Origin of the sequence: Streptomyces sp. BA2 (assembly GCF_009769735.1) — a bacterium.
Lineage (GTDB): Bacteria > Actinomycetota > Actinomycetes > Streptomycetales > Streptomycetaceae > Streptomyces.
Map to the genome: position 1 here is coordinate 412,458 of NZ_WSRO01000001.1, position 22,291 is coordinate 434,748.

General features: G+C 66.0%; 19 protein-coding genes and 2 pseudogenes. 10 read left to right on the forward strand and 11 right to left on the reverse strand.

Features of this window, described 5'->3' with window-relative positions; genetic code table 11:
- Window positions 1-69: 69 nt before the first annotated feature.
- A complete protein-coding gene (locus E5671_RS01645; protein WP_237329992.1) occupies window positions 70-1,845 on the reverse strand; it encodes a TerD family protein in 1,776 nt (591 codons plus the stop codon).
- A gap of 876 nt (window positions 1,846-2,721) precedes the next feature.
- Between E5671_RS01645 and E5671_RS01650 the strand changes: the two genes are divergently transcribed.
- Window positions 2,722-2,985, forward strand: coding sequence for a hypothetical protein (locus E5671_RS01650; RefSeq protein ID WP_160502042.1), 264 nt, complete (start codon window positions 2,722-2,724; stop codon window positions 2,983-2,985).
- Entirely contained in the window at window positions 2,982-3,353 is a 372-nt protein-coding gene (locus E5671_RS01655) for a fic family toxin-antitoxin system, toxin component (protein ID WP_160502043.1), read from the forward strand. Before E5671_RS01650 ends, E5671_RS01655 begins: the two co-directional genes overlap by 4 nt.
- A gap of 208 nt (window positions 3,354-3,561) precedes the next feature.
- On the opposite strand, the gene E5671_RS01660 is transcribed toward E5671_RS01655, so the two are convergent.
- Window positions 3,562-4,008 (reverse strand): hypothetical protein, encoded by a 447-nt coding sequence (locus E5671_RS01660; protein WP_160502044.1) that lies wholly within the window; start codon window positions 4,006-4,008, stop codon window positions 3,562-3,564.
- 569 nt (window positions 4,009-4,577) lie between these two features.
- Between E5671_RS01660 and E5671_RS01665 the strand changes: the two genes are divergently transcribed.
- The 3 genes from E5671_RS01665 (at window position 4,578) to E5671_RS01675 (ending at window position 6,543) form a co-directional block, all read left to right on the forward strand.
- The gene (locus E5671_RS01665; RefSeq protein ID WP_336605622.1) at window positions 4,578-5,315 is read left to right on the forward strand and encodes a DUF6192 family protein; all 738 of its coding nucleotides are present in this window, start codon (window positions 4,578-4,580) and stop codon (window positions 5,313-5,315) included.
- Between the two features lie 188 nt (window positions 5,316-5,503).
- Complete coding sequence (locus tag E5671_RS01670; protein WP_160502046.1) at window positions 5,504-5,734, forward strand: hypothetical protein; 231 nt, start codon at window positions 5,504-5,506, stop codon at window positions 5,732-5,734.
- A gap of 2 nt (window positions 5,735-5,736) precedes the next feature.
- On the forward strand, window positions 5,737-6,543 hold the full coding sequence (locus tag E5671_RS01675; RefSeq protein WP_160502047.1) for an IS5 family transposase: 807 nt from the start codon (window positions 5,737-5,739) through the stop codon (window positions 6,541-6,543).
- A gap of 440 nt (window positions 6,544-6,983) precedes the next feature.
- On the opposite strand, the gene E5671_RS01680 is transcribed toward E5671_RS01675, so the two are convergent.
- The 7 genes from E5671_RS01680 to E5671_RS01715 all read right to left on the reverse strand — a co-directional run bounded on the left by E5671_RS01680 (window position 6,984) and on the right by E5671_RS01715 (window position 15,142).
- On the reverse strand, window positions 6,984-7,295 hold the full coding sequence (locus tag E5671_RS01680) for a hypothetical protein (protein WP_336605623.1): 312 nt from the start codon (window positions 7,293-7,295) through the stop codon (window positions 6,984-6,986).
- Window positions 7,296-7,347: 52 nt separating this feature from the next.
- Entirely contained in the window at window positions 7,348-8,343 is a 996-nt protein-coding gene (locus E5671_RS01685; RefSeq protein ID WP_160502049.1) for a hypothetical protein, read from the reverse strand.
- Between the two features lie 1,073 nt (window positions 8,344-9,416).
- A complete protein-coding gene (locus E5671_RS01690; protein ID WP_160502050.1) occupies window positions 9,417-10,988 on the reverse strand; it encodes an MFS transporter in 1,572 nt (523 codons plus the stop codon).
- A gap of 7 nt (window positions 10,989-10,995) precedes the next feature.
- Complete coding sequence (locus E5671_RS45870) at window positions 10,996-13,155, reverse strand: creatininase family protein (RefSeq protein WP_237329993.1); 2,160 nt, start codon at window positions 13,153-13,155, stop codon at window positions 10,996-10,998.
- Window positions 13,137-14,138 (reverse strand): dihydroorotate dehydrogenase, encoded by a 1,002-nt coding sequence (locus tag E5671_RS01705; RefSeq protein WP_336605624.1) that lies wholly within the window; start codon window positions 14,136-14,138, stop codon window positions 13,137-13,139. The genes E5671_RS45870 and E5671_RS01705 overlap by 19 nt, the downstream gene beginning before the upstream one ends.
- On the reverse strand, window positions 14,135-14,704 hold the full coding sequence (locus tag E5671_RS01710) for a nucleoside 2-deoxyribosyltransferase (protein ID WP_202120930.1): 570 nt from the start codon (window positions 14,702-14,704) through the stop codon (window positions 14,135-14,137). The genes E5671_RS01705 and E5671_RS01710 overlap by 4 nt, the downstream gene beginning before the upstream one ends.
- 51 nt (window positions 14,705-14,755) lie before the next feature.
- Window positions 14,756-15,142: an ectoine synthase gene (locus E5671_RS01715; RefSeq protein WP_160502051.1), complete on the reverse strand. Its 387-nt coding sequence runs from the start codon at window positions 15,140-15,142 to the stop codon at window positions 14,756-14,758.
- A 711-nt stretch (window positions 15,143-15,853) separates the two neighbouring features.
- Between E5671_RS01715 and E5671_RS01720 the strand changes: the two genes are divergently transcribed.
- Window positions 15,854-16,492 carry a S1 family peptidase gene (locus E5671_RS01720; RefSeq protein WP_443032552.1) on the forward strand — a complete coding sequence of 213 codons (639 nt, stop codon included), beginning with the start codon at window positions 15,854-15,856 and terminating at the stop codon, window positions 16,490-16,492.
- Here E5671_RS01720 and E5671_RS45875 read toward each other — a convergent pair.
- A pseudogene (locus E5671_RS45875) lies at window positions 16,394-16,869 on the reverse strand (site-specific integrase); the annotation flags it as partial. The gene E5671_RS01720 and the pseudogene E5671_RS45875 sit on opposite strands and share 99 nt — an antisense overlap.
- Before the next feature lie 652 nt (window positions 16,870-17,521).
- On the opposite strand from E5671_RS45875, the gene E5671_RS01730 reads away from it, so the two are divergent.
- The gene (locus E5671_RS01730) at window positions 17,522-18,646 is read left to right on the forward strand and encodes a Vgb family protein (protein WP_160502053.1); all 1,125 of its coding nucleotides are present in this window, start codon (window positions 17,522-17,524) and stop codon (window positions 18,644-18,646) included.
- Between the two features lie 260 nt (window positions 18,647-18,906).
- Here the strand turns inward: E5671_RS01730 and E5671_RS47665 are convergent.
- Window positions 18,907-19,017, reverse strand: a pseudogene (locus E5671_RS47665) (IS630 family transposase); the annotation flags it as partial.
- A gap of 352 nt (window positions 19,018-19,369) precedes the next feature.
- Between E5671_RS47665 and E5671_RS01735 the strand changes: the two are divergent.
- The 3 genes from E5671_RS01735 (at window position 19,370) to E5671_RS01745 (ending at window position 22,248) form a co-directional block, all read left to right on the forward strand.
- The gene (locus tag E5671_RS01735; RefSeq protein ID WP_160502054.1) at window positions 19,370-19,657 is read left to right on the forward strand and encodes a hypothetical protein; all 288 of its coding nucleotides are present in this window, start codon (window positions 19,370-19,372) and stop codon (window positions 19,655-19,657) included.
- Between the two features lie 198 nt (window positions 19,658-19,855).
- Window positions 19,856-21,289 (forward strand): hypothetical protein, encoded by a 1,434-nt coding sequence (locus E5671_RS01740; RefSeq protein WP_160502055.1) that lies wholly within the window; start codon window positions 19,856-19,858, stop codon window positions 21,287-21,289.
- Between the two features lie 71 nt (window positions 21,290-21,360).
- Entirely contained in the window at window positions 21,361-22,248 is an 888-nt protein-coding gene (locus E5671_RS01745) for a hypothetical protein (protein ID WP_160502056.1), read from the forward strand.
- Window positions 22,249-22,291 lie beyond the last annotated feature (43 nt).

Below are 22,291 nucleotides of genomic sequence, written 5' to 3' on the forward strand. Positions count from 1 at the left end.
TGAGCTGCCAGCTGCCATGCTTCTTGGCCCGTGGAGGCTTCTGTCCTTGGTGGGTCTGCACACGATGGGCTACCCCACGTCAACTCCGTGGGCACGGGCCAAGCCGTCGAGTCCGTCGGCCCAACCCTGTCCGACTGCGCGGAGCTTCCACACTGGGCGGCCGTTGCCGGATCTGTGCCGGTAGAGCTCCGCGACGACCATTGCGCGGATGGCGGGGTCGGCTGACGGCTGGAAGGTCCAGGTGGCCGTGGCGCAGTCCATGGACAGTTCAGCGTGGGTGAGGGAGCCGCACGTCAGTCCGGTGTCGACGTCCATGTTGATCGCGATCGTCATCCGCTGGACATGCTCGGGTAGAGCTGTGAGGTGGACGGCGGCGCGTTCGACGGTGTGCGCGCCATCGTTCTGCTTGCCCAGTAGCCTGGCGGCCCCTTGGGCGGCGGACGGCTGGTTGTAGAAGACGAAGTCTGCGTCGGAGGCGACCCGGCTCTGTGCGTCGGTGAGGAACAGAGAGAGGTCGGCATCTGCACCGCCGAACCTGAACGCGATGGTCAGTCTTTCCCATGCCTCATCGGGCAGCGTGAGGTTCTGCCCTGGCGTGAGTGCCGTCGGGACAGCGGGCATGGGCTCGCCGAGCGCAGGCGGCTGGACCGTGGAGGATGCCTGGGTCTTCCATTCGGCGAACGTACGGATCCGGTAGTGGTCCGAGGCAGGCACATCGGGGGTGGCGGGGACGTTGGCCCGCAGGTCGCCGTCCAGACCGGCCAGCGTGGAGTCGACCGAGGCGGCCTCGTCCTGGGCATGGTCGAGCAGGCTCTGCAGACCGGGCAGCCGGCTGATGTCCAGCGGCTTGATGGTGCTCGACAGGTTTCCGGAGGCGGTCGTGGCGACGGCGCAGGCGACGTCCTGGCCGATGTCCAGGAAGCGCAGTGAGTCCTCGGGTTGCCGCCAGGGACCTGACTCGATAGCCGGGCGGGTCCACCGGCCGTACGCCACGAACCCCAGCCGCTGGGTGTCCGGCATGCGAGTGATCACCGCAAGGTCGATAGCGTTGATCCCAGGGGCGACTGCGAAGCCCTCCTTGAGCGTGGCGATGACGTTGGACCCCATGGACGTGAGCCACCAAAGGGTCCGGTCCCGCTTGGTCAGCGTCTTCAGCGTGGGGCGCCCGCCGGAGGTGAGGCCCGGCGCCTGATCGGGCAGCGAGTCGATGTCGTGCTGCCGCATCACCACCGACATGACGGAGCCGTTAACCCCGACCGCACAGCCTGCCGCGGGGTTGTCGGAGAAGGCATAGTTGACCGTCTCGCACACGGTCACCTCGTCGTTCGCGAGGAGGGACTGCCACCACTGATGTGCTTCGGTCGTCAACTCGCCGTGGACGCCCTCCAACCTGGAGAGCTCAGCGGCCAGGTAGCCCGGCGCATCCTGCTCTGCCTGTCGTTTCGCCTCCGTGCGCTCAGCGCGCGCGAACACGCCGAGACCTGCTAGGTGGAACGTTTTCGCTTCGGCCAGGGCCCATGGCAACCCGAGTTGTGGGGGCTCAGGCACGACCGGTGGGAGCACGGGGGAGAAGGACTGCAGATGCACGCTGGTCATCTGCTGACGTACCTCCCGTAAGTGCGCGATGGCCGCGTCGCGTTCCGCCTCCTGCTGGGCCCGCTCGGCCTGCTGGCGAGCCCTTTCCAGCTGCTCACCCGAAGGCGCGGCGGACCGCGGACGTGAGCCGGAGCGCGTCGTGCGACTCGTACTGGTGCGGCGCCCGCTGCCCAGAGCGCTGGAGGCGTAGAACGGGCCCATCCCGGACGAGAGTGTGGTCCGCCCACCACCCACATTCACCCTGGCCATCCTCGGCCCGATGGATGTTCGTACCCCTCGGGTCGAGACACGCACGCTCATGCCGGGCACACCGACGCGAAATCCGAAGCCCATGGGCCTCCCTTCTACGGCGACGAGTCTGTCAGTAACCGGGCTTTGACGCGTGGAACCGCGGCAGCCCAAGGGGCATGGCGACGCGCGGGGGCTGGACACGGAGAGTGCAGAAACGGATACTCCCAGCTCATCCCCCTCAGCCTCGCCGAGATCAGATGCCTGATCAATCGCCTCACCGACTGCCGTCCCACCCCGGCCGACGACGTTCTTTCCTGGTCGCTCTGGCGCCGCAGACGACAGCACCAAGCGCGCATCAGCCACTACAAACAACGCGGGCACACGACACACTCACGACAACTGCCCAGCGCTCAGCTTGTCGTTTAAGGTCTGGCGTCGAACGCGGTTCGCACTTGATCAGTGTTTTCGCAGTTCAGGGGACTTTAGAGCGGCCTTCGTCTGATCCTGTGATCCGTCCGGAGTGGATCGGCGCGAAGGCCGTAGTCGTGAGCCTGGATCATCTGGGCGCCCTTCGGGATGCGTACGCGGAAGCGTCACGCTTCCGGAGGGAGTTGTACGCATGCATGACCGCGCCGGGCGACGCGCTGTTCGAGTTTGCGACGCGTTGTTGTGTCCGGACGGGCCGGTGCGGACGGGTGGAGCGCGATGGCGGGGCCGAGGGCCCCCTCCGGCCTAAAACGGTGCCAGCCGACGCTGGTGTGGCCATCGAAGGACGGTTACGGCTTCTGCCTGGACGCTGACGCCCGGAAGGACAGGAACGGTCGGTCGTCGTCACGCCGGGCCTCTCTGGCACCCATCTCCCCGCTGCGGCTACCACCCTGCTACCTTCGGTGTATGACGTCAGCGAAGAAGCAGACCCAGCTCCGGCTCGAAGCCGACGTGCTCGCCGCGGGAAAGGGTGCCGCCGCCGCCCGCGGCCTGGACTTTAACAAGTATGTCGCGACCCTCATCGTTGAGGACACCACCGGCGCACGCGCCGCCGGCATGGCCGCCGCGCAGAAGCTTGTCGACGACCACGGTGCGTTCCTTGACGAACTGGAGCGCCAGCTGGACCAGCCGCAGCCGCAGCCCGCAGCCCGGCCGGGTGCAGCCGCGTGATCCTGCACATCGACGAGTCCTGGATCCTCGAGGCCGCTCAGCGCGCCGCCAGCCGCGATCCCGCCGTCGACGACTACGGCGTACCTATCGCCGCCGTCGCCCGCCACCGCGGTGAGCTGATGGACCACCCCGTCTACGACGGCCCTTACGCGCGCGCCGCGGCCCTGGTGCACACGCTGGGGCGCTGCCACTGGCTGGAAGGCTCGAACCTGACCGTGGCCTGCGCAGTCGCCGTCATGTATCTCGAGGCGAGCAACATCCCCGTCAATCCCACTCGCGAGCAACTCACCGCGCTCGCCCACGAACTCCGCAGCCCCCGCTGCACTGTCACCCGCGTCGCGGAGTTCCTGCGCACCTGGAAACCATGAGATCTGGCTGTCCTCGTCGCCAGCAGAACCGCCTCTCCTTTGGTCAGGGGTTCGCGCGAAACGAAGTGCGCCACCAGCCCGGCGGATCGACGGGCACCCTGAACTCGATGCGGGTGTGGCCGTCGAGCGCCTCTCTTGCCGATCAGTTCGGTAAGGCGGCCTCTCGGCCTGCGGGTTCGCAGGCGAGAGGCCGCGGGCCCTGTCGGGATCACCAGGTGATGCGGACGCCGCCGTTGCCTGCGGGGCCGTTTGGGGTGCCTCCAGCGGCGATGCCGAGGGGAGGGCTGCCGGCGGGGGCGGAGGGAGCGCCGCGCACGCCGGTGTCGGAGGATTCGAAATGGGCTGGTGCGGGATACAGGCTTGGTCCCTGGGCGCCACCGCCACCGCCACCGCCCCCGCCGCCGCTGTAGAGGGCAGCGGACCCGCTTCCGCCTCCGCCTCCGAAGCCTCCGTAGCCGCCGCTGCCAGCTTGCCCGGCGCCGCCTCCGGAGCCGTTCCCGGGGGCGCCAGTGCCGCTGCTGTGGGCGGCGCAGACGCCAGGGGACCCGCCCGCGCCGCCGCCGTAACCGCCGCCGTAGTTGCCGTCGTCGCCGTAGCCGCCCCAACCGCCGCTGCCACCGTAGGCGTTGTTGCCGGGGTCAGTGTAGGTCTGCATGCGGGGGGTTTGGGTGCTGGGGGTGACGGGGTACCAGGTGGTGCCGGTGACCAGGTGTGCGCTGTCTTGTACTTCGCCGGCTGTGTTGAGGGTGGGTGCGGCCCAGGTGAGGCCGTTTTCGTGAGGGAGGGGAGAGTGAGTAGCTGTGCTCAATCCCCTGATCTGTGACGTTCGGTGATGGTTGGCAGAGTCGTTCAGGGGCGTGCCGGTCTGGATTCGTGTTCGGGCGGGACTGGTTGGTTCGGTTGCGAAGCGACGGTTTTCGGGTCGTTCGTGGTGGCCTTGGGGTGGGCGGCGGACTCTGCGAGGTAGCGCGGGCCGGAGTCCCTTTGGCTGGGAGGGCATCGGCCTCTCCGGCCCCCTTGGTGAGGGCGCCGTGTCCGAGGTGATCGGCAGTGCGCCGGGTGAGCGGTTCGAGGCTCTGGTGGATCAGTCGGTGGAGCTGGTCGGGGTGATGACGTGATGTCAGTTCGCGCTGGGGGACATCGCGCTGGAGATAGCTCCGTTGCGCTCCCACGGCGGGGACATGACGCTGGGTGAGGACGAGCTGGGGGTGGAGGGCACCCTGCGTGGGTTCGCCGAGTCGATCGGGCTGTCCTTCCATACTGTGCGCACGTATCGGTGGGTGGCCGCGCGATGGCCGAAGGACCAGCGGCAGCAGGGGGTTCCCTTCGAGGTGCACCGGATCCTGGGCCTCGGCGCCGGACGCGTACGAGCTCATCCAGAGCCCGCCGGTCAACGAGCGGACGGGCCGCAGCGAGTGGAGCGGGGATGCGGCGAAACGGGCTGCGGGCTGGGCGAGCGCGACGCCGGTCACGGTGGAGGAGAAGGTCGAAGCCATCCGGGACCTCGCGGCCGATGAGACGGTGGCGGCCCTGGCGGCCTGCGATCTGCTGCGTCGGCCGGATGTCGCCTTCCGCGCGATGCGGGACCGGCAGGCCAGGGAACTGGTGAACCAGGCCCAGTACGATCAGGCCGAGCTTGTCGAAGAGGAGGGCGAGGAGGACTGGTGGGATGCGCCCGACGCCGAGGACGGCAGGGACGACAGTGATCCGGCCCGGATCGTGCGGGGCTTCCACCGGGCGATGGAGTTCACCGACTTGATCGGGGTCTGTCAGGGCTTTGTTGCCGGGGCGAGCCGGCTGGTGCCGAAGCTGCGGGGCCGGGAGCTCACCGAGTCGCAGCTTGGTCTCGTGACGCGGCAGTTGGAGAAAATCAGGGCGACGGCCGACTGGATCGAGACCGCGGTTTCCACGGGCAGGGTGGACCTGGACGAGGCCCTGGCCGAGTTGCTGCGGGGCCAGTAGCCATGAAGCGGCGGGCGGGACAGCCCGCTCTTGAGCACGGGAAGGCGGTCCGCAGGGCTCTGCAGGAGGCACGCCCGGCCGGGCTCACGTTGAAGCAGCTGGCGAAGGCCACCCGGCGGACTCCGGCGCAGTTTTGGACGGGTATCCGGTTTTTGCGGAAGGTCGCGGTCAAGTCCGATATCCCGCCCGTGACCTATAGCCGCGTCGACGGCCTTCAGCTGTCGGACCAGCCCGAAGTCTGGATCGCTTATGGACGAGCGGTCTTCAAGGCCGAGCTGCACCGCATCACGAACTTCATCGCCGGAATCGTCGCCCCGCACGCCAAACGCGCCCCCGAGGACGAGTGGGCCCGCCTCGTCCTGGACCAGCTCGGCGGCGTCAAAGCCACCCTGGAAGTCCTCACCCGCATGGAACGCTGACCATGATCTGTACTACCGAGGTTCTGGCAGCTCCGGCTGTCCGGCCGCGCCACTACCCGAGCGACACCACGGATGCCGAATGGGCGGTCCTGGAGTCGCTACTGCCGCCGCCGGCCTGCACCCTCCCGACGGGCGGACGACCCGAGGTCCACCCGCAGCGCAACATCGTGGATGCCATTCGCTATGTCAACGACAACGGCTGCAAAGGGAGATCCGTCCCGGTCGACTTCGGTGTCCCCTGGCGGACCGTGTTCGGGTTCTTCCAGCGCTGGCGCAACAGCGGAGTCCTCGCCCGCATCCACAGCGAGCTCCACCGAAGAGTCCGCCTTCACGACGGGCTCAACCCCCGCACCGTCACGGTGATCCTGGACTCCCAGTCCGTCAAAGGAGCCGAAACGGTGGGCGCCGCCACCCGCGGCTTCGACGCCGGGAAGAAGATCAACGGCCGCAAGCGGCACCCGGCCGTCGACATGCGCAGCATGCCGCTGAAACTCATGGTCGCCCCCGCCACCAACCGCGACGACCACCCCGCCCGCGACCTCCTCTTCCGCCTCCGCCTCGCTCACCCCGAAGTCACCGTCGCCTGGGCCGACTCCGCCTACGGCGGCGAACTCGTGCGCTGGTCGAAATCCTTCCTCGGCATCACCCTCCACACGTCCCCCGACGCAAGGACCAGGAGGGCTTCGCCGTCCTGGCGAAACGGTGGCGGGTCGAGCGCGCCATCAGCTGGATCATGCGAGCCCGCAGGAACGTCCGCGACTACGAGCGGCTCATCTCCCACAGCCAAGCCCGCCTCACCTGGACCATGATCACGCTAATGGTCCGCCGACTCACCCGACCGCCCCGGCCCCCGCACACCGAACCCCACCCCGTCGAACGGCCCGATGCCGCCACCACGCCCAGGCCAATCCGCATCCGAACCCAGCACCGGCCGCACACCATCCGCCTCGCCCCACCGCCCTTGCCTGACCAGCCCCGAAATCCACACCGCCCCCCGTGACGTGATCCAGCGCGCTCTCGGCAAGCCTCACGGTGCGTCAGATCGGCTAAGGGCCCGCACACCGAGTGCGGTGCGGGCCCTCAATGCGCTTCTGGGGCAGCGGCCAGCCCTTCAGGATATATTCCGCGCGTCGCGCCAGCGGGTGGTCCAGTCGTCCGATCGTTCCCAACAGGCAAGCACTTAGGAAACCGAACGGTGCACCGACGAGCCCGTCATCCGGTCCTTTCGTACGCGCGAGGTCGTGGTGGGTCAGTGCGGGAGGGTCGATTTCACCAGGTCGTTTGCGGCGATGAGCCCGAGTCCGGGTACCGCATCGCGCAGGGCCTTCACGGCGCGCACATGCTCGTCTGGTTCCACGCCGGCTTCGGAGAGGGTCCTGCGGACCCATTGTCGGATGCGCTGGTCGTCGGTGGCGGTGGCATGGCGGTTCAGGATGTCCAGGGCTGCTTGGAGTCCCGGCCGCCGGTTGTCACTGGCTGTCTCCAGCGCAGCATTGATCTCCGATCGGACATCTTCGAGATCATGCAGGACAACAATGGGCGGCTCGTTCTTGCTGGCCACGGGGTGTACTCCCATCTAGGCGGTGTGGGGGTCTGCTGGGCTGGGCTGCTGGTCAGCCGAAGCAGTAACTCTGCACCCCGGCGATGCCGAGGATCTGGACAGCGCCGTTCTTGCCTGCCTTCTTGGCGTAGCGAATGAAGTCGCCCTTGGTGCGCGCTCCCCACAGGAGCCGTGCCGTTGCCTTGGCGCCGCCGAGCGCCTTGATTGCTTTGTAGGCCTTGGCTGCCGGGAAGAACGCGACGACGACGGAGGCGGCACACTTGGTCCACTTCCACGCAGTGCTCCACAACGGGTCGGCAACAACGGGGAAGGCGGTGTTCTTGTCGAAGTCGATGCTCTGGATGAGGGATCCGTCTTGAACGCGGTAGGAGGTCGGTACCGCATTGCCGTTGGCGTCCTTGGCCCACGGGGCGTCGAACGAGCCGAGGATGTCGGCGTCCTCGTCAGTTCCGGTCAGGACAAGAATCCTGCCGTCCTCCAAATGGTCGGTGACGGCGCCCGCCGGAAGGGCGAGATCGAAACGGTATTCCTTGGCTGCGTTGGCGTTGTTGACGGTGGTCAGTGCACGGACGCCGCCCGCAACTGTCGGTTGCACGGCGAGATCTGCGTCCTTGGCCACGTCGGGGTAGACGACCGTGCCGTTCGGTGACTTGATCCCCTTGGCCTGGCTGGCATTGGACAGACCTATGCCGACTGTCGCGCCATTGGCGGTGGTGCTGATCGTGCCGCTGGCGGTTGCCGGGGTGGTAACGGTGATGGGCTGCCCGGCTTCGGTTGCCGTCACGGACTTCAGGGTCCCATCCGACTGCAGGGCGCTGCCGGCGATGTCCTCCGTGCCGGCAATCCTCTCTACGGCTGCCGCGGTCCGTTCGGCCTTCGACTGCTCATCAGCTGCGGACGCCGTGGGCGCGATGCCAAGGATGAGCGCGCCGACGGCTACGGCGGCTATGGAACTGGCAGATGTGCCGTGAAGAACTGGCATGAACCCTCCCCTGTCAATGGCGAAGTCACCCTGGTGCGGGCGCCAACAGGAGGAAGTCGCTTGCATCGGGATGACCTTGATCGCGACCCCGACATAAGGAATGGATCAGTTGAAACTGTCAGCGGCGTGTCCATGCGGAAACAGGACTTAGGTCCCGCGAAGTCCCAGACGTGATCAACTTTTGTCGGCGTTTGCCGGACGGCCCGGGCACATCTGGTTCCGCCCGCGTGGTCTCACGCAGCGTCACGAATCATGGGATATGACACAGCTACTGACTCAATAGCGGTTCCCTTCACCGATTGGCCGCTCAAGCTTCCGGCCCTAGTTCTGGTCCTGGCCTATTCCTGGTATGGGTGCGCCACCCGCCGGTTGCCCTCGCCTCCCTGGCAGCCGCTCCGCGCCGTTCGCATTCGCCCGCGACACCGGCCTCGCCAAAGGGGCGGGTGGGTGAAGCGCCTCGTCCTGTCCCCTTTTTCTGGTGCTCGGCGCGGAGAGGGTCGCCGTTCGCTTCGGTTGGGGAGTCGCCCTCGCCGAAGTCGGCACCCGCCAGCCCTCTGCGTGGTCCATGTCCGGCTGGCGGCCACCCGTCATGCAGGGCTACTCAGGTGGAGAGCCCGTGGCGCTGTACTCGATGACGCTCATCGCAAGGCTGTGTGGCGTCGGGCCTCGTTCAGCCAGGGGCGGGGGCCACGGCTCGCTGGGCGATGAGCCTGGCGGGCGCCCGCTTATCGGCCAGGCGGGTTCGGCATGCATGCGACGTGAGCCCGGACTGCGGCTTCGGTACGGAACTGGAGAAGACCTGCCTCGATACCGTCCGCCGCACTGCGGTGGTAAGGGTGGTAAGAGGGACCGGTTCGTAGTAGCAGTGAAGCCGGATACTGGCCCGGGCGGTCTGTCCTGGACGCAGTAGGGAAATGCCGGGAGCGCTCGATGATCAACGCGCAAGAAGGACCGGTGAACAGGCCCCTTTCGTCTGTTCGTTGATGAGGTCGGGCGGGTGGTTGTTCAGGAGGTGGCGCCGCTGAGGAGGGTGCGGGCGGGGTGCGCGTTTGGGCACTGCGGCGCCCGTACGGCAGGCGAAAATCTCCAATCCCGGCGTACTCCCGATCTGCCCGCCGTCAACGAACCACTGGCGTCCATCAGGCTCGGGGCACGTCAACCGCCGGTTGTTGGTCCGGTTGTTCTGAGGCCGGCTCGGGGGGCCGGGGCCGGCCTCGGTGCATGGCTACGGCGGTGCCCACGGCGATGGCTGTGACGACGGCGGCCGCCACGATGGCTGTGATGCGGTATCCCGCTGTGAAGGCGTCACGCGCTGCCGAGGTCACTGCCTGGGCGGTGGGGCCGGACAGTCCCTGCGTCGCGGTCAGGGCCTCGCCTATGGAGTCCGACGCGGTGGGCGGGAGCTGGGCGGCGACGGCTGCGGGCGGGGTGAAGTTGCTGGTGTAGAGGCTGGCCATGAGGCTGCCGAGAAGGGCGATGCCTAGGCCGGCGCCGACCTCGTAGGAGACGGATTCGATGGAGGCGGCGGCGCCTGCCTGCTGGGGCGGGGCGCCGGTCATGATGACGTCGGAGGCGACGGTCTGGACGGCTCCGTGGCCGGCACCGATCAGGATCAATGACGTGGTGAGGAGCAGTGAGGCGGGCCGCTCTGCGGAGGTGGCGATGCCGGCGTAACCGATGGCGGCCGCGGTCAGGCCGACGGGGATGACTACCCGCAGGCCGTGACGGGTGGCGAGCAGGCCAGCGAGCGGTCCGGCGGCGAAGGTGGCCAGGGGCATCGGCAGGAGAAAGAGGCCCGCTTCCTTTGGGGACATGCCGTGCACGAATTGGAGATCCTGGGCGAGCTGCAGCTCGAAGCCGACCAGGACCAGGACGGGCACGGTGGCTGCCACCGTGCCCACCCGGAAGGACCGTGCACGGAAGAGGGAGAGGTCCAGCATGGGGTGGGCGGAGGCGAGTTGGCGCCGGGTGAACCAGATGAGAGCCGCGAGACCCGCCATGCCGGGAAGCCACGCCTCCCACCAGGGGGCTCCGCGGTGCGCGAGGGACTTGACGGCGTAGACCACGCCGATTATGCCGGTGATGCCAAGGAGGGGAGAGAGGGGTTCCCAGGGCTCCTTGTGCTGGGCCGGCTGGTTGGTGAGCAGGACGGAGACCAGGATGATCGCCGCGGCGGCCAGCGGAAGGTTGATGAGGAAGACCGCTCCCCACCAGAAGTGTTCGAGAATCAGGCCGCCTGCCACGGGGCCGATCGCGGCACCGCCGGCGGCGACCGCGCTCCACACGCCGATGGCGATGGCGCGTTCGCGGGCGACGTCGAAGACCTGCCGGATGATGGCCAGAGTAGCTGGAATGATCATGGAGGCGCCCACGGCCAGCGCCGCCCGCGCGCCGATCAGAGCGATCGGGGAGAGGGCCAGCGCGCAGGCGGCGGAGGCGGCGCCGAAGACGACAAGGCCGGTCAGCAGGAGCCGTTTGTGCCCGACGCGGTCACCGAGCGGACCGGTTGCCAGCACCAGGCCCACCATCATCAAGGGGTAGATGTCGGCGATCCACAGCACGTCGCGTGCCGATGCCCCCAGTGTCTCGGTGAGGGAGGGGACGGCCACGTTCAGGATCGTCGCGTCTGCCGCCACCGGCAAAAAGCAGCCCGCCACCACCGCCAGGATCAGCCAGCGGTTGCCTTGCGCCGTCGTCGTGCCTGTGGTCACGGGTTTCTCAATCTCGCTGAATGGTGTCGTGGACCTGCTGGACCAGCTCGTGGAATGCCGCCAGTGACGGTGCGTGGATCAGACAGCTGAGCCGCCCGGCGTCCAGTCCGGTCAGTTCGCAGGGCACCACGCCGCTGTCGGCCTGTCCGGGGGCGCAGACCAAGGGGCCCAGCCGCTCCAGCACGTCGGTGAGCGTGCTGCCCTTGGGCAGGCCGTAGAAGTCGTAATTGCCCACGGTGTGGCGCTTGAGGTAGTCCGGTCCAAGGAGCCGTACGCCGAAGTCGTGTACATGGGTGGAGCCGGTGCGCCGGGCGTTGAGGTCCAGCATGTACACCTCGCCGCCCCTGGCGACCGCGTCGATCCCGAAGTGCCCTCGGTAGCCGCGGCGTTGGAGTTCCTGAGCGACTTTCCTGCTTCCCGCGACGAAGGGCTCGTACCAAGCGGCCTCGGCCAGGGAAGCGGAGGTGACGTTGCCGCGGAGCACGGTCGCGCCGTCGAAGAGCATGTCGCAGACGTGAGTGAGTACGGGCTCGTGGGACGGGTCGTCGGGGACGACGTATTCCACCGAGGGGAAGGCGATGGGCCGGCGGTCGCTGCTGTCGGTGCGGTCGATGTACTCCTCGACGACGATGGGGTCCTCGCCGTAGAAGGTGCTCTCCTTGAGGGCCTGGACGATGGTGCTTGTGTCATCCCCGGGCTGGAAGATCAGCAGGCCGACGCCGGCTTCGCCCTTGTCGGCCTTGACGATGCAGGGTGTTTCGTCGCTCAGCAGTTCATCGACGGCGGCCAGCGCCTCGTCGCGGTCGGCGCAGTTCCGGCCGCGTGCCACGGTGCACGCGGCGCCGGTCAGGCCGGTCTCGGCGACCAGCGTCCGCAATCCGCTCTTGGTGTCGAGCAGGTCCCGCAGGCCCTGGTCGCGGCAGCTCTCCGGAAGTTCGGCGATGACGCCGTACTTCAGCCGGAGCAGGTCGGCGAAGGCCCACAGGTCGGGTGTGGTGGTGTGCGGGATGAGCTGGAATCGTCGCCCGGGGCCGACGTACTCCAGCAGGCTCGCCAGCAGCTGGTCGTCGCCGATGAGGTCCGCGAACAGCGAGCCTGAATCGGTGGCCGGGCTGAGGTTGACGATGTCCGGCAGTCCGAGGAACCGCGTTTGCCAGGTCAGGTCCTGGATCGGGCGGGAGGTGATGACGAGCTTCTCGTCCGGCCCCCAGAAGAGGGCCTGGTCCTGCTGGGAGAAGCATTCCGCGATAATACGGTGGGCCGCCTCCGGCGCCGGGGCGCGCTCGGCGATGCCGCGCAGGGTGTCCACGGCGTTGCACACGATGATGGTGGGCAACTCATCGCGGATGGTGGGCTGTTGGGGCGCCATGGCTGCTGTCAGGGGGTCAGTCACGATGCATGCCACCCCGCCTCCCGATCGCACCAGGTCACACACGCTGTCGGTCAGATGGCGGAACAGCTTCTGGCCCAGCCTCCGGGAGGCGCCGGCAGCGGACGAGAGCACCCCGCGGTTCGACATCCTCGCCACATCCAGGGGGTGGACGTACACCCCGGGCCGGGGCGGTGTGTCGTGCTCCGGGCGTTCGGGGCGTACCGTCTGCGGCCGCAAGTACATCATCAGGCTGGTCTCGGTGACCCCGGCGTGCTCGGCGTGCCATCCGGGGAAGTCGGGGAGGTGCTCGGCGATCCAGCCGTCGGCCACCAGGCTCCACCAGCTGAACGCCAGGATCTCGGTGTCGGGGAACGTCTTGGTGGGGCTGCAGCCGTCGATCGCTTCGAAGAGCAGCCCCTCGTTCTCGTAGTGCCCGTTGACGATGATCAGACGGCCGGGCCTCAGTCTGGCCAGGGTCGTGAGGGTGTCCGAGATGGTGTCGATCAGGGTGTTGCCGCGCAGGAACACGGTGCCGGATAAGTGCAGTCCGCCGCCGCTCTGGGGCAGGGAGCGCGCCGAGATGGGTAGCGCGGGCAGCAGCAGGCCGTCGGTCGCGGTGGCGATCTCGGCGCCCAGCGCCTGCGGGATGTCGAGGTCCACGGACAGCGGCAGGTGCGGCCCGTGTTGTTCCAGCCCGCCGATCGGCCAGACCAGTGTGGCCCCTTCGACCGCTGCGGCCACGTCGGCGCTGGTCAGGTCGCCATAGTGCCTGACGTCTACGGTGCGGTGGCGCATGTCCTCTCCTTTCGTTGCGCGCCTGACAGCGCAGTGTCGTGGGGTTTCCCGGACACGCTGCGCCCCACCAACTCCTTGACCGAGGTGTCGTGGACGTGCAGCCAGGACTGGGTGGTGCGGTGGATGGCGGCGAAGGTGTTGTGCATGTTCTTGTGCAGCGCGGTGTAGATCTGGACCACGTCCGCCCCCACGCTGAGGTACTCCACGACGTCGCGGGCCGCTTGGACACCGCCGCCGCCCATGACGGGGATGGTCATGCCGCTGCGGCGCAGTTCGTAGATCTCGGCGAGGACGAGTGGTTTGATGCCGGGGCCTGAGTAGCCATACACGCCGCCCAGCTGGACCTGGCCGGTGTCGGGGTCGACCGCGAGTCCGGCGATGGTGTCACTGAGTGTGATGGCGTCAGCTCCCGCGCCCGCCGCCGCCGCGGCCCGCACGGCGGTGCCCTCGCCCGCCGCCAGCTTCACGCTGAAGGGGAGGGGAGTGCGGGCCCGGACGGCGGCAGCGTAGGCGCTCACTCGCTCGGCGGTGTCTTCCAGGCCGTCCTCCTCGTTCATGCACGAGATGCCCAACTCCAGGGCGCGGCAGCCGGATTCGGTGATCCGATCGGCCAGGATGCCGAGTTCCTCGGGGGAGTCGGCGTGGATGGAGGCGATTACCGGGAGGCCGTCGCGGTCGAAGCCGCGGAGCATCGTGCACCATTCCTCGACGCTGCGGTGCGAGTACATGGTGCTGTTGAGCATGCCGGTGGGGAGCCGGGAAAGGCGCTCGTTGCCCGAACGGGGCGGGGCGGGGTGGATCGTCTTGGTGACCACCGCGCCCGCTCCGGCGGCCAGCAGGCGCCGGATGTTGCGCTCCTGATCGGTGAGCAGGCCGGAGCCGATGACCAGGGGGGAGGACAGGGACAGGCCCAAGATGGCGGCCGCCATGTGCTCGCCTTCCAGGGCGGTGGAGGCCTCTTGGTGGGCGTCGGCGGCGCTCACGAGGCGGCGACCGCAGGGCGCGCGGCACGGGAGACGGATGCCAGCAGCTCTGCCGGGCTCTGAGCCACCGCGGCGACGTCGAACAACGAGACGTCAGCGATGGCGGGCAGCCCTCGCAGCAGGTGGCTGGCGCTGGGGGCCAACGGCTGCTGGGTCACCAGCATGATGGGCTTGCGCAGCGCTGATGCCCAGCCCAGCTCGACGTGCGTGCCGTCCGTGCGCAGCAGTGTGTCGCCACGCACTGGGAGGACCGGTATGAACACATCGCAGCGCTGCATCCAGTCGAAGTCCCGGACGGAGACTTGGCGGGGCGAGAAGAGCGGCGTATCGGCCCCGAACTTCTCGGCGACATGGGCTGAGAATACGGTGCCGCCCGTGTCCTTGACCGCGTCGATGACGCTGTGCAGCGCATGTTGCAGCGGTGAGTAGAAGCCGTCCTCCTCAATGGCGTGCTGGATCGGCCCGCCGACGAAGACGTTGACGCCCGTGAGGTCGGGAAAAGCGGGTTCCTCAACAGTGCCAGTGGGCGCGGGAGTTGCCATGTCATTTACCTCATTCTTGAACATGCCGGGAAATGCTGAAAATGCGGAGAAGAGGAGGAGGGCCCCCGTCGGCCGTCAGTAGCTGGAGGCGCCGGATTGGACGAGATCGTGCCGCTCGGTGCCTTTCAGCGGCGGATTGAAGACACTCACCAGGACCAGATCGCGGTCGCGGCCGCCGCGGAGGTAGTGCTGGTCATGCTGGTCAAGTACGTAGATGTCGCCGGGCCGGAGGGGGTAGACGTTCCCGTCCATGTCCTCGACCTCGCCCTCCCCGGCTATGCAGTAGCAGGCTTCCCGGTGATTGCGGTACTGGAGGAGGGATGAGGTGCCGGCCTTCACGACCGTGTGGCACACGCTGTATCCCATGCCGTCGTCTTCGATGAGGAGCCGGTAACTGCGGCCGTTGCCCCAGTCGACATCGCGATCGGTCCCTTTGACGTCATCAAGGCTTCGTAACTGCATCAAACCCCTTTCAGCGCAGGCCAAGGCGGATGTGATCTGTACCAGGCATCTCAGTTCCGATGGGACTGTGGACTGACCCTCAGCGATCAGTGCTCATGACGTCACGTCAGCCCTCCTCCAGGGCCAGAGAGCTGTTGCGCCGTCATTACGCGTAAACCGGAGGAAGAACGCCAGGTAGGACAGAAGCATTTCGGAGATGAGACGCCGAAACAGGGGGCCAACGTCCTGAACAGCAAGGACCAACGTCCTGGTTGAATGGCTGTCACCCGGGCATCGAGGAGAGCCATACCGCTGGCTGGCCAGGCGGGATCGGTCGGCCCTCGGTGACCACGGCAGCGGCCGCAACCGCGCCAAGTTCTCCTGGGCCAAGATCGTCCGGCATCGAACGGTCCCTGGCAGGGCGACAGATACAGGAATGAAACAGAGCCGAGTGTGCCCAGCTGCAGAGTTGCTGTTCCCTCGCGACGTGCGGTTCATAGCGTCCGAGGCACTGCGGACAACCGGAGCAGACCACCCGAGCAGTCGCCGATACCGCAGACACGTCCCAGATCCGTGCTGCACTGCCTGCTCTGTTGAGGAGTCATGAACAAAATGAGACGAGTCTTGACTATTCCCGTTGCTTCTGCCGTCAGCGCGTTGTGCGCCCTGGCCGTGACCACTCCGGCGCACGCCATCACCAACGGTGACCCGGCGTCCGAGACATATGCGTTCATGGGCTCCGTGCAGTACCCCGGCCAGTCGCCCCGGAGTGACATGCACGGGTGCGGCGCCACCCTCATCAGCGATCAGTGGATGGTGACCGCCGGCCACTGCCTGATCGGCGGCCGCGACCCCAAGCAGGTGCGGATCGGATCCTCCCACACAGACCGGGGCGGCGAACTCGTAGAGATCGAGAAGACCTTCCCGCTGCATCTCACGGTCACGTTCGGCAGCGACGTTGGCCTCATCAAGCTGAAGAACCCGGTGGAGGCCAAACCCGTCACGATCGCGGACCACGCCCCCGCCGCGAACGCACCGCTGCGCGTGCTGGGTTGGGGAGAGACCTCCTTGGAATGCACGGATGACACGTGCTGGCCCAAGGACCTGCGTGAACTCGACACCAAGAGGCTTCCCGCCGAGCACGAGGACTGCGAGGGGACCCTCGGGGAGGAGATCTGCGTAGGCTCTGTGGGCGAGAAGATGCCCTCCGACATGGATTCGGGTGGGCCCGCCCTCAACAAGGAGGACGACGGAACATGGCGGGTGGCCGGTGTCACCAGCGGCCCAAGCTGGACTGAAAGAGCCGTCGGCTACACCGACGTCACCGCGTTCCGTATGTGGGTCAAGGAGACCATGGCGGCCAACAAGTGAACTGACCCGGAAGGGTTGGCCGGGGCGGCGGTGGGTGACGAACACCGGCCCGCGGGTGCGGCCCTTGAGTAGCCGGGGCAGCAGGCGCCGGCGTCCCAGTAGACGGTCACCAGCACGAAGTCCTCGCGCACCTGACCCCGGCGGCGGGACCTCGACTTCGCCCCTTGGGCTCTGACCGGGCACCAGCGGTCGGCGAAGTCCAGGTCCTCGATGTCCACGCCCAGGATTTCCCTCCGAGCGTCCCGCGGCCTCGTACAGCATCCGTCACCGCGTCTTCTCCCGAAGGCGCACCTCGCGCCGCGCGCGATCCGCCGGTCGATGGCCATGCGCGAGCGGGCCGGGGTCTCGGAGTCCGGCACCGCCAGTGTCCCAGCGGGCCCGGGCCACCGCCGCGCTGGTCCTCCTCTACGCGCAACCCGTCACCTGCATCGCCCGCCTCGCAGTCGACGACGGCCTCGACGACCGGGCCACCGTCGCCGTACGGCTGGGGAGATCCCGCCGTCCCCCGCCAGGCCCCGGCCCCCGTCATCGCGAAGGCGCTCGGCTACCACGACAAGACCGCCACCCGCCGGGTCACCGAAGCCGGAGGAACCTGGGCCCGATACGCCCCCGGCGACCACTCACGGTGACGTCAGGACCGACCTCTCCGAGGAATACGCGACACCTCAACATGCGAGCCCACCAGTCTCAACCCCCAAGGCACGCCCAGCTGGCGTGGTCCCGGAGTTGGGCCGACCAGGGCTCATGCGCAGGGTGGCGGACTTGTCTGCACCGTTGGGGCCGAGGAAGGCAGGGCTCCGCTGAGGACCTTCGACGTCACCACGGTGTACGACAAGGCCGTCGATGTCGATCATTTCGCTTCCTCTGACTTCTGGGGCATGCGCGGTGCAGGTGCCGCAGCGGCCCGTGCGGCTTGTGGAACACCTCCGGCCGTCGGCGGCCGAGGGCCGGAGCGCCGCACCGACATATAAGGGCATGGGCCCTCACCACCCGGAGCCCCGGGCGAACGCAAGGCAAAGGAGCACAGCAATGGCGAAGCAGTGGACATCACCGATCAGCACCGGCCTCTCGAGCAGCAACTGCGTGGCGCTCGACGGGTCCGGGTACGCCTACGTCGTTGGCGACGTCGCCGGCGCCGTGTACAAGGTCAATCTGGAAACAGGCAGCAACGGCGGAGGGCCATTGGCCACAGTCCCCGGCTCCCGTGGGCTGGCGGTGGACCTTGACGGCTCCCTCTACGTCGTCAGCCATAGCGCGGCGGCTCTGTACCGGGTGAGCCCGGCAGGTGCGGTCCAGGATCCTCCGATCGCCACGAGCCTGGGCAGCGGATCCCACAGCGTGGCACTGGACGGGAACGGCAACGCCTACGTCACCTCCTCCAGCGGGCTGTTACGGGTACCGCTGGCAGGCGGGCAGCCGGAGCGCGTGGCCACTGGCTTTGGCAACGCCACGGGAGTGGCCTTGGACGGACACGGCTACGCGTATGTCACCAACTACGAGAACGGAAATCTGTACAAGGTCAAACTGAGCGATGGCCACTACGACAGCCCGTTCGCCACTGGCCTCCCGCGGGGCGCGAACCTGGCGTTGGATGCGGATGGCTACGCCTACATCGTCACGGGCTACGCGGGGACGCTGGCCAGCGTGCGCACGGATGGCGCCCCGCCCGTCTCCACTCTCGCCACCGGCCTGTCCAACGCCCAGGGAGTGGCAATCGATGGGTACCGTAACCTCTGGGTCCTGGCCGGCGAGGGTACCTTGAAGCTGTTTGCCGAGGCGGCGAAGTCGGCGCCGATCGGCGCACCCACGATCGCAGCTCCCCTCCCCGATGCGCAGGCCGGGCCGTACATCAAGTTCAAGGGCGCGGCTCCCCTGGATTCAGCTCCGCCCCACACCACCACAGCTACGGCGATCATTGCGCAGAAGCCCGACGGCACCAACATCGGCTCCCAGATCGTGGCCAAGGACGGCTACTGGGCCTGGGCGCTGGGCGAGGACGCCTTGCACGTAGCCACACCCGAAGCCTCGCACGCTCCGGCCTCAGACCGGGGCCTGCCCTGGGACCCGGGCCAGCACACCATCCAATTCGTCACCCACAACAACCTCGGATACTCCGCCCCCACCCCCATCACCTTCACCACTCCCCAAACCTGACCCACCTCCACCCCCTACGTCGCAGTACCCGCCACGGACACCAGGGGGGTGGGCGCCGCGGCCCTCGCGTCGGCTCTTCAGTGGATTGGGCGGTCCGTCTGCCCTGAGTCGGGCCGGGCCAGCCACGCACGAAGTCTGACAGCCTCGCCGCGGTCACGGCATACAGCAACGGACCGTGCCGCGAATACTGCGGCACTGGGGCATCTGGTGCACCGAGGCCGACCACGGGCCTTGACCCCGGATCTTGAACACGTCTATGCGGCTCGGGCCAGGGCCTGGATCTGCGACTTCACCACGTCGTAGACCTTCTCCACGCATAGCGGGTCCGCCAGGTGCGGCTTGAGCTGGAACTGCCGCCAGATCCGGCGCACTTCAGGGGATAGCAGTAGGGGTTCCAGCTAACGACCAACTACTGGCGCAGGACAGTAGCACTGGACGCTCGACTGCGTTCCTTCCTGTCCCTCAGCGGAACGATTCCACCCGGCACCCCTGGAGTGCTTAGCAAGGAGTTGGCTGCTGACGCCCTGTCACGAACTCGAGCTTCGAGCACCGCCTACGAAAATCTTGAAGAGCCGTTCCATTTGCAGTCCCTTCCCGGGTCTGACTCGCTGGCAGGCACGCAGAGGGGGATCGACGGTGCGTGCACATATCAGGTGAGGTATAGGCACGTAGTTCCCACGATTGGGCTGGTGAGGTGTTATGGGTTCGGTATGGGTGGCGCAGGTGGACGCAGTGATCGATTACCGACTCTCTCAGCTTCCGCTGGTGGGGGGTGGGGTGTCGGCGGACGAGGATGTGGAGGTTCAGAGTGTGGGGGTCTTGTGGGCAAACGGCGCCTTGTCGGGAGAACAGGTGAGTCAGATTAATGCGGCGATTGATGCATTCAACCAGATATCCGACGGTGCGTTGCCGCATCTTCCGGTGCAGCAGTTCCCCGGGGAGCAGATGTCGGTGACGGCGACGGTGGACCGAAAAGGTGAGTCGTTTGTCTTGGTGAGTGATCCTCTCTGAGGTGATCGTAGCGGCAGGGAATTGATGATGATCGGGGAGGGCCACCTGGTTGGCGTGTCCAAATGATCGAGTCTTTGGGTTTCATTTCGATTGCGGATCGGCCTGACGTTCGGTGACGTTGGACCGAGATAGGTACGCCGAGTCCACACGTCCACCCGCGTCCGACACGGACGTCCAACTGCGAGGCGATGAGCCGACATGACCATTTCGATTGACTGGGTTCGCGATCACTTCACCAGCGGCGGGTTCACACTGACTGGGCCTCTTCTCGGCCTCGGAAGTCCGACAGACATTCTCTTCAGCGATGACCTTCTTGGTTCGAGTTGGTCCGTCGAGATCGAGCAGAGTGATCCCGATGCTCTAGTAGGTTGGGGTACCGCTCTTGTGAAGGGGGTGAAGCGTAAGGTCGAGGTGCATTTTCTGGGGACTTCGCAAGGAGAGCCTAATATTACTGGCATTGCTATCTATGTCGACCTGAACGAGGACTGGGAATCCAGCATCTTTCCGGACCTTAACGTCGGTGCCCTCAAGCCGTTCGGCTTCCAGCATCCTGAGGCTGCACTGATCGTGGACCCGGATCACCCTTACGAATACCCTTATATTGAGGGTGCGGCCCAGTACGGTCAACCGGATGGACGTCTACCGCGACGTTTCTGCGTAGAGGACTCCGGTGCGGGTTATCTCGACATCTACTCCCGCTTGGGCGTTCAACAACGTCACACCGACTTTAACAGCCTGCTCAGCTCCCTGCCTTTCGCTGGAAAACTGCCATCCTCCGTTAACGTACCGTCAGAAATGCAAAGCATTATCGGCGGCTCGCCTCTCTATTTATCTTCTGTCCAGGTGACACTCGATCAGGATAGCGAGAGCATCGTAGGGGCTAGCATTTCCGTAGAGATTGGTGAGCTTGATCATGACGTAGAAGTAATTCCCGAACTCTTCACCGCACGCGCGCTCACCATCAGCCTGGAGTTGATGGGATCCGAGTTCCTGATAGGAGCGGAATACACTGGAACTATTGGCGGGACCGAGGCTACTGTCTCGGGAGCGTACGCCAGTGGCGGTCAGATACGCCTCCTGGGATCCGTGAAGGATGTCTCCTTGGACGGAAGTATCCATGAGTGGCTCAATAATGCTGTCGGTGCGGACGTAGGGCAGATCCTTCTCGGCTCAACGGTAGAGACGATGTTCGTCGAGACCAATGTGCCGCCCTCGGGCACGGCTGCTCTCACTGCGGGCTTCGTGGTTGAAATTCAAGTGCCCGGTGGTCACGGGAATGCCTACCTATCGCTGACGGCAATTAAACAAGAATCCGTCACGGTAAGGGGTGCGCTCGAGATCCCCATTCCTACGGCCAAATACCCTGGTCAGCGCATTGTCTTTCAAGGATCCGTCGTCCGAGCGAACGACGGCCTCACTTTTTCTCTTGCCTGGGACGGCGACAAGACCTTTGAGGCGTCCGTAGCCGACCTCTTTCACCTTCTTGGGGTCGATGAGAATGCAGACGTACCGTTCGGGGATATTTCCCTAACCAGCCTTGGTGCTGTATACCGCCCAAGCCAGAAGCTTCTCGTCCTTGGCGCGAATCTGCCCCCCCTTCAGATCGTCGTGGTCAACATGGGGGTTACGTGACGACGCAAAAATGCACCTGATGGTGAACGCCAGCCACATCAGACGGGACTCGATTCATTAAGGAATCAGCCATGAGTTTTAAGAGTGATTTCAAGTCGGCCTGCAGCAATCGTACGACTAGGTTCGAAAATCTCGTACCTTTACTGAAGAAGACAGGAAAGGCCGACAGTGCATGGGGGATTATGAAGGTGAGCAATGACAACTACTATGACTATAGATTTCTGTTGGATTCACCTTTCCGTTTCGAAGAGGCGTGCGTGAGATATGACGCCGACCGCGATCCGTTCAAAGCCGATATTAAAGCCGTACGCGACCAAGTTCCTATCACGATCAGACACTACACCAATGGCGATATGGGGCCGACCCGGAAGCCGAGTTTTACACAGATTCTCTCATCTTGGGATCTTGTGAATAGGATTGACTACAGAGGCGGCGGCAACACTGGTGTTGAGGATTGGTGCTACTTCGGTAATCAGAAATTCGTGTTCTCTACTCTTTCCATCCACGATCAACCTGCATACAGAATCATGCCGCTGGAATGCGCTTGGTACACTACAATTGATGAGGATTCTATTGAGTACTGCTGGTGCTCGGCCGACTTTCTCAACCATTTCGATTCGACGATCACTACAGCGAAAAAAGCCAAGGAGCAAATAGAAATGAAATGGGGCGAAGGGTTGGCGGGGCCGGTCTGCCCTCCTTTATTCAGGGCAAAGGCGACCAGCATAGTATCGGCGGCGCTTTCGACGGTGCTTCGCGACACCAAGGAGTCTCTGGGTGGCGACTACGTCCAAAAGGTAATAAGTGCAGGCAATGACCTTGCCGACCCAGGAAACCCGAACTCGCGGGGCAGGAAACTCGCTGTCCAGATTCAAGAATATTTCCAGGAGCTGGAAATAAAAATTCCCCGCGTGATACCAGTTGATGACTGGTTCGAGAATCCTTTGCCCCTGGAATAGGGTGGAACAAAAGAAGAGTCGCCGGGGAAGGCCCGGACGCCCG

Excerpts from the sequence above, each read along its gene's own strand:
- E5671_RS01685 (WP_160502049.1), bottom strand. The coding sequence starts at position 8,343 with ATGCAAGCGACTTCCTCCTGTTGGCGCCCGCACCAGGGTGACTTCGCC.
- E5671_RS01710 (WP_202120930.1), bottom strand. The coding sequence starts at position 14,704 with ATGTTCAAGAATGAGGTAAATGACATGGCAACTCCCGCGCCCACTGGC.
- E5671_RS01650 (WP_160502042.1), top strand. The coding sequence starts at position 2,722 with ATGACGTCAGCGAAGAAGCAGACCCAGCTCCGGCTCGAAGCCGACGTG.
- E5671_RS01730 (WP_160502053.1), top strand. The coding sequence starts at position 17,522 with ATGGCGAAGCAGTGGACATCACCGATCAGCACCGGCCTCTCGAGCAGC.
- E5671_RS01675 (WP_160502047.1), top strand. The coding sequence starts at position 5,737 with ATGATCTGTACTACCGAGGTTCTGGCAGCTCCGGCTGTCCGGCCGCGC.
- E5671_RS01645 (WP_237329992.1), bottom strand. The coding sequence starts at position 1,845 with ATGGCCAGGGTGAATGTGGGTGGTGGGCGGACCACACTCTCGTCCGGG.
- E5671_RS01720 (WP_443032552.1), top strand. The coding sequence starts at position 15,854 with ATGGGCTCCGTGCAGTACCCCGGCCAGTCGCCCCGGAGTGACATGCAC.
- E5671_RS01745 (WP_160502056.1), top strand. The coding sequence starts at position 21,361 with ATGAGTTTTAAGAGTGATTTCAAGTCGGCCTGCAGCAATCGTACGACT.
- E5671_RS01715 (WP_160502051.1), bottom strand. The coding sequence starts at position 15,142 with ATGCAGTTACGAAGCCTTGATGACGTCAAAGGGACCGATCGCGATGTC.
- E5671_RS45870 (WP_237329993.1), bottom strand. The coding sequence starts at position 13,155 with ATGCGCCACCGCACCGTAGACGTCAGGCACTATGGCGACCTGACCAGC.
- E5671_RS01660 (WP_160502044.1), bottom strand. The coding sequence starts at position 4,008 with ATGCAGACCTACACTGACCCCGGCAACAACGCCTACGGTGGCAGCGGC.
- E5671_RS01740 (WP_160502055.1), top strand. The coding sequence starts at position 19,856 with ATGACCATTTCGATTGACTGGGTTCGCGATCACTTCACCAGCGGCGGG.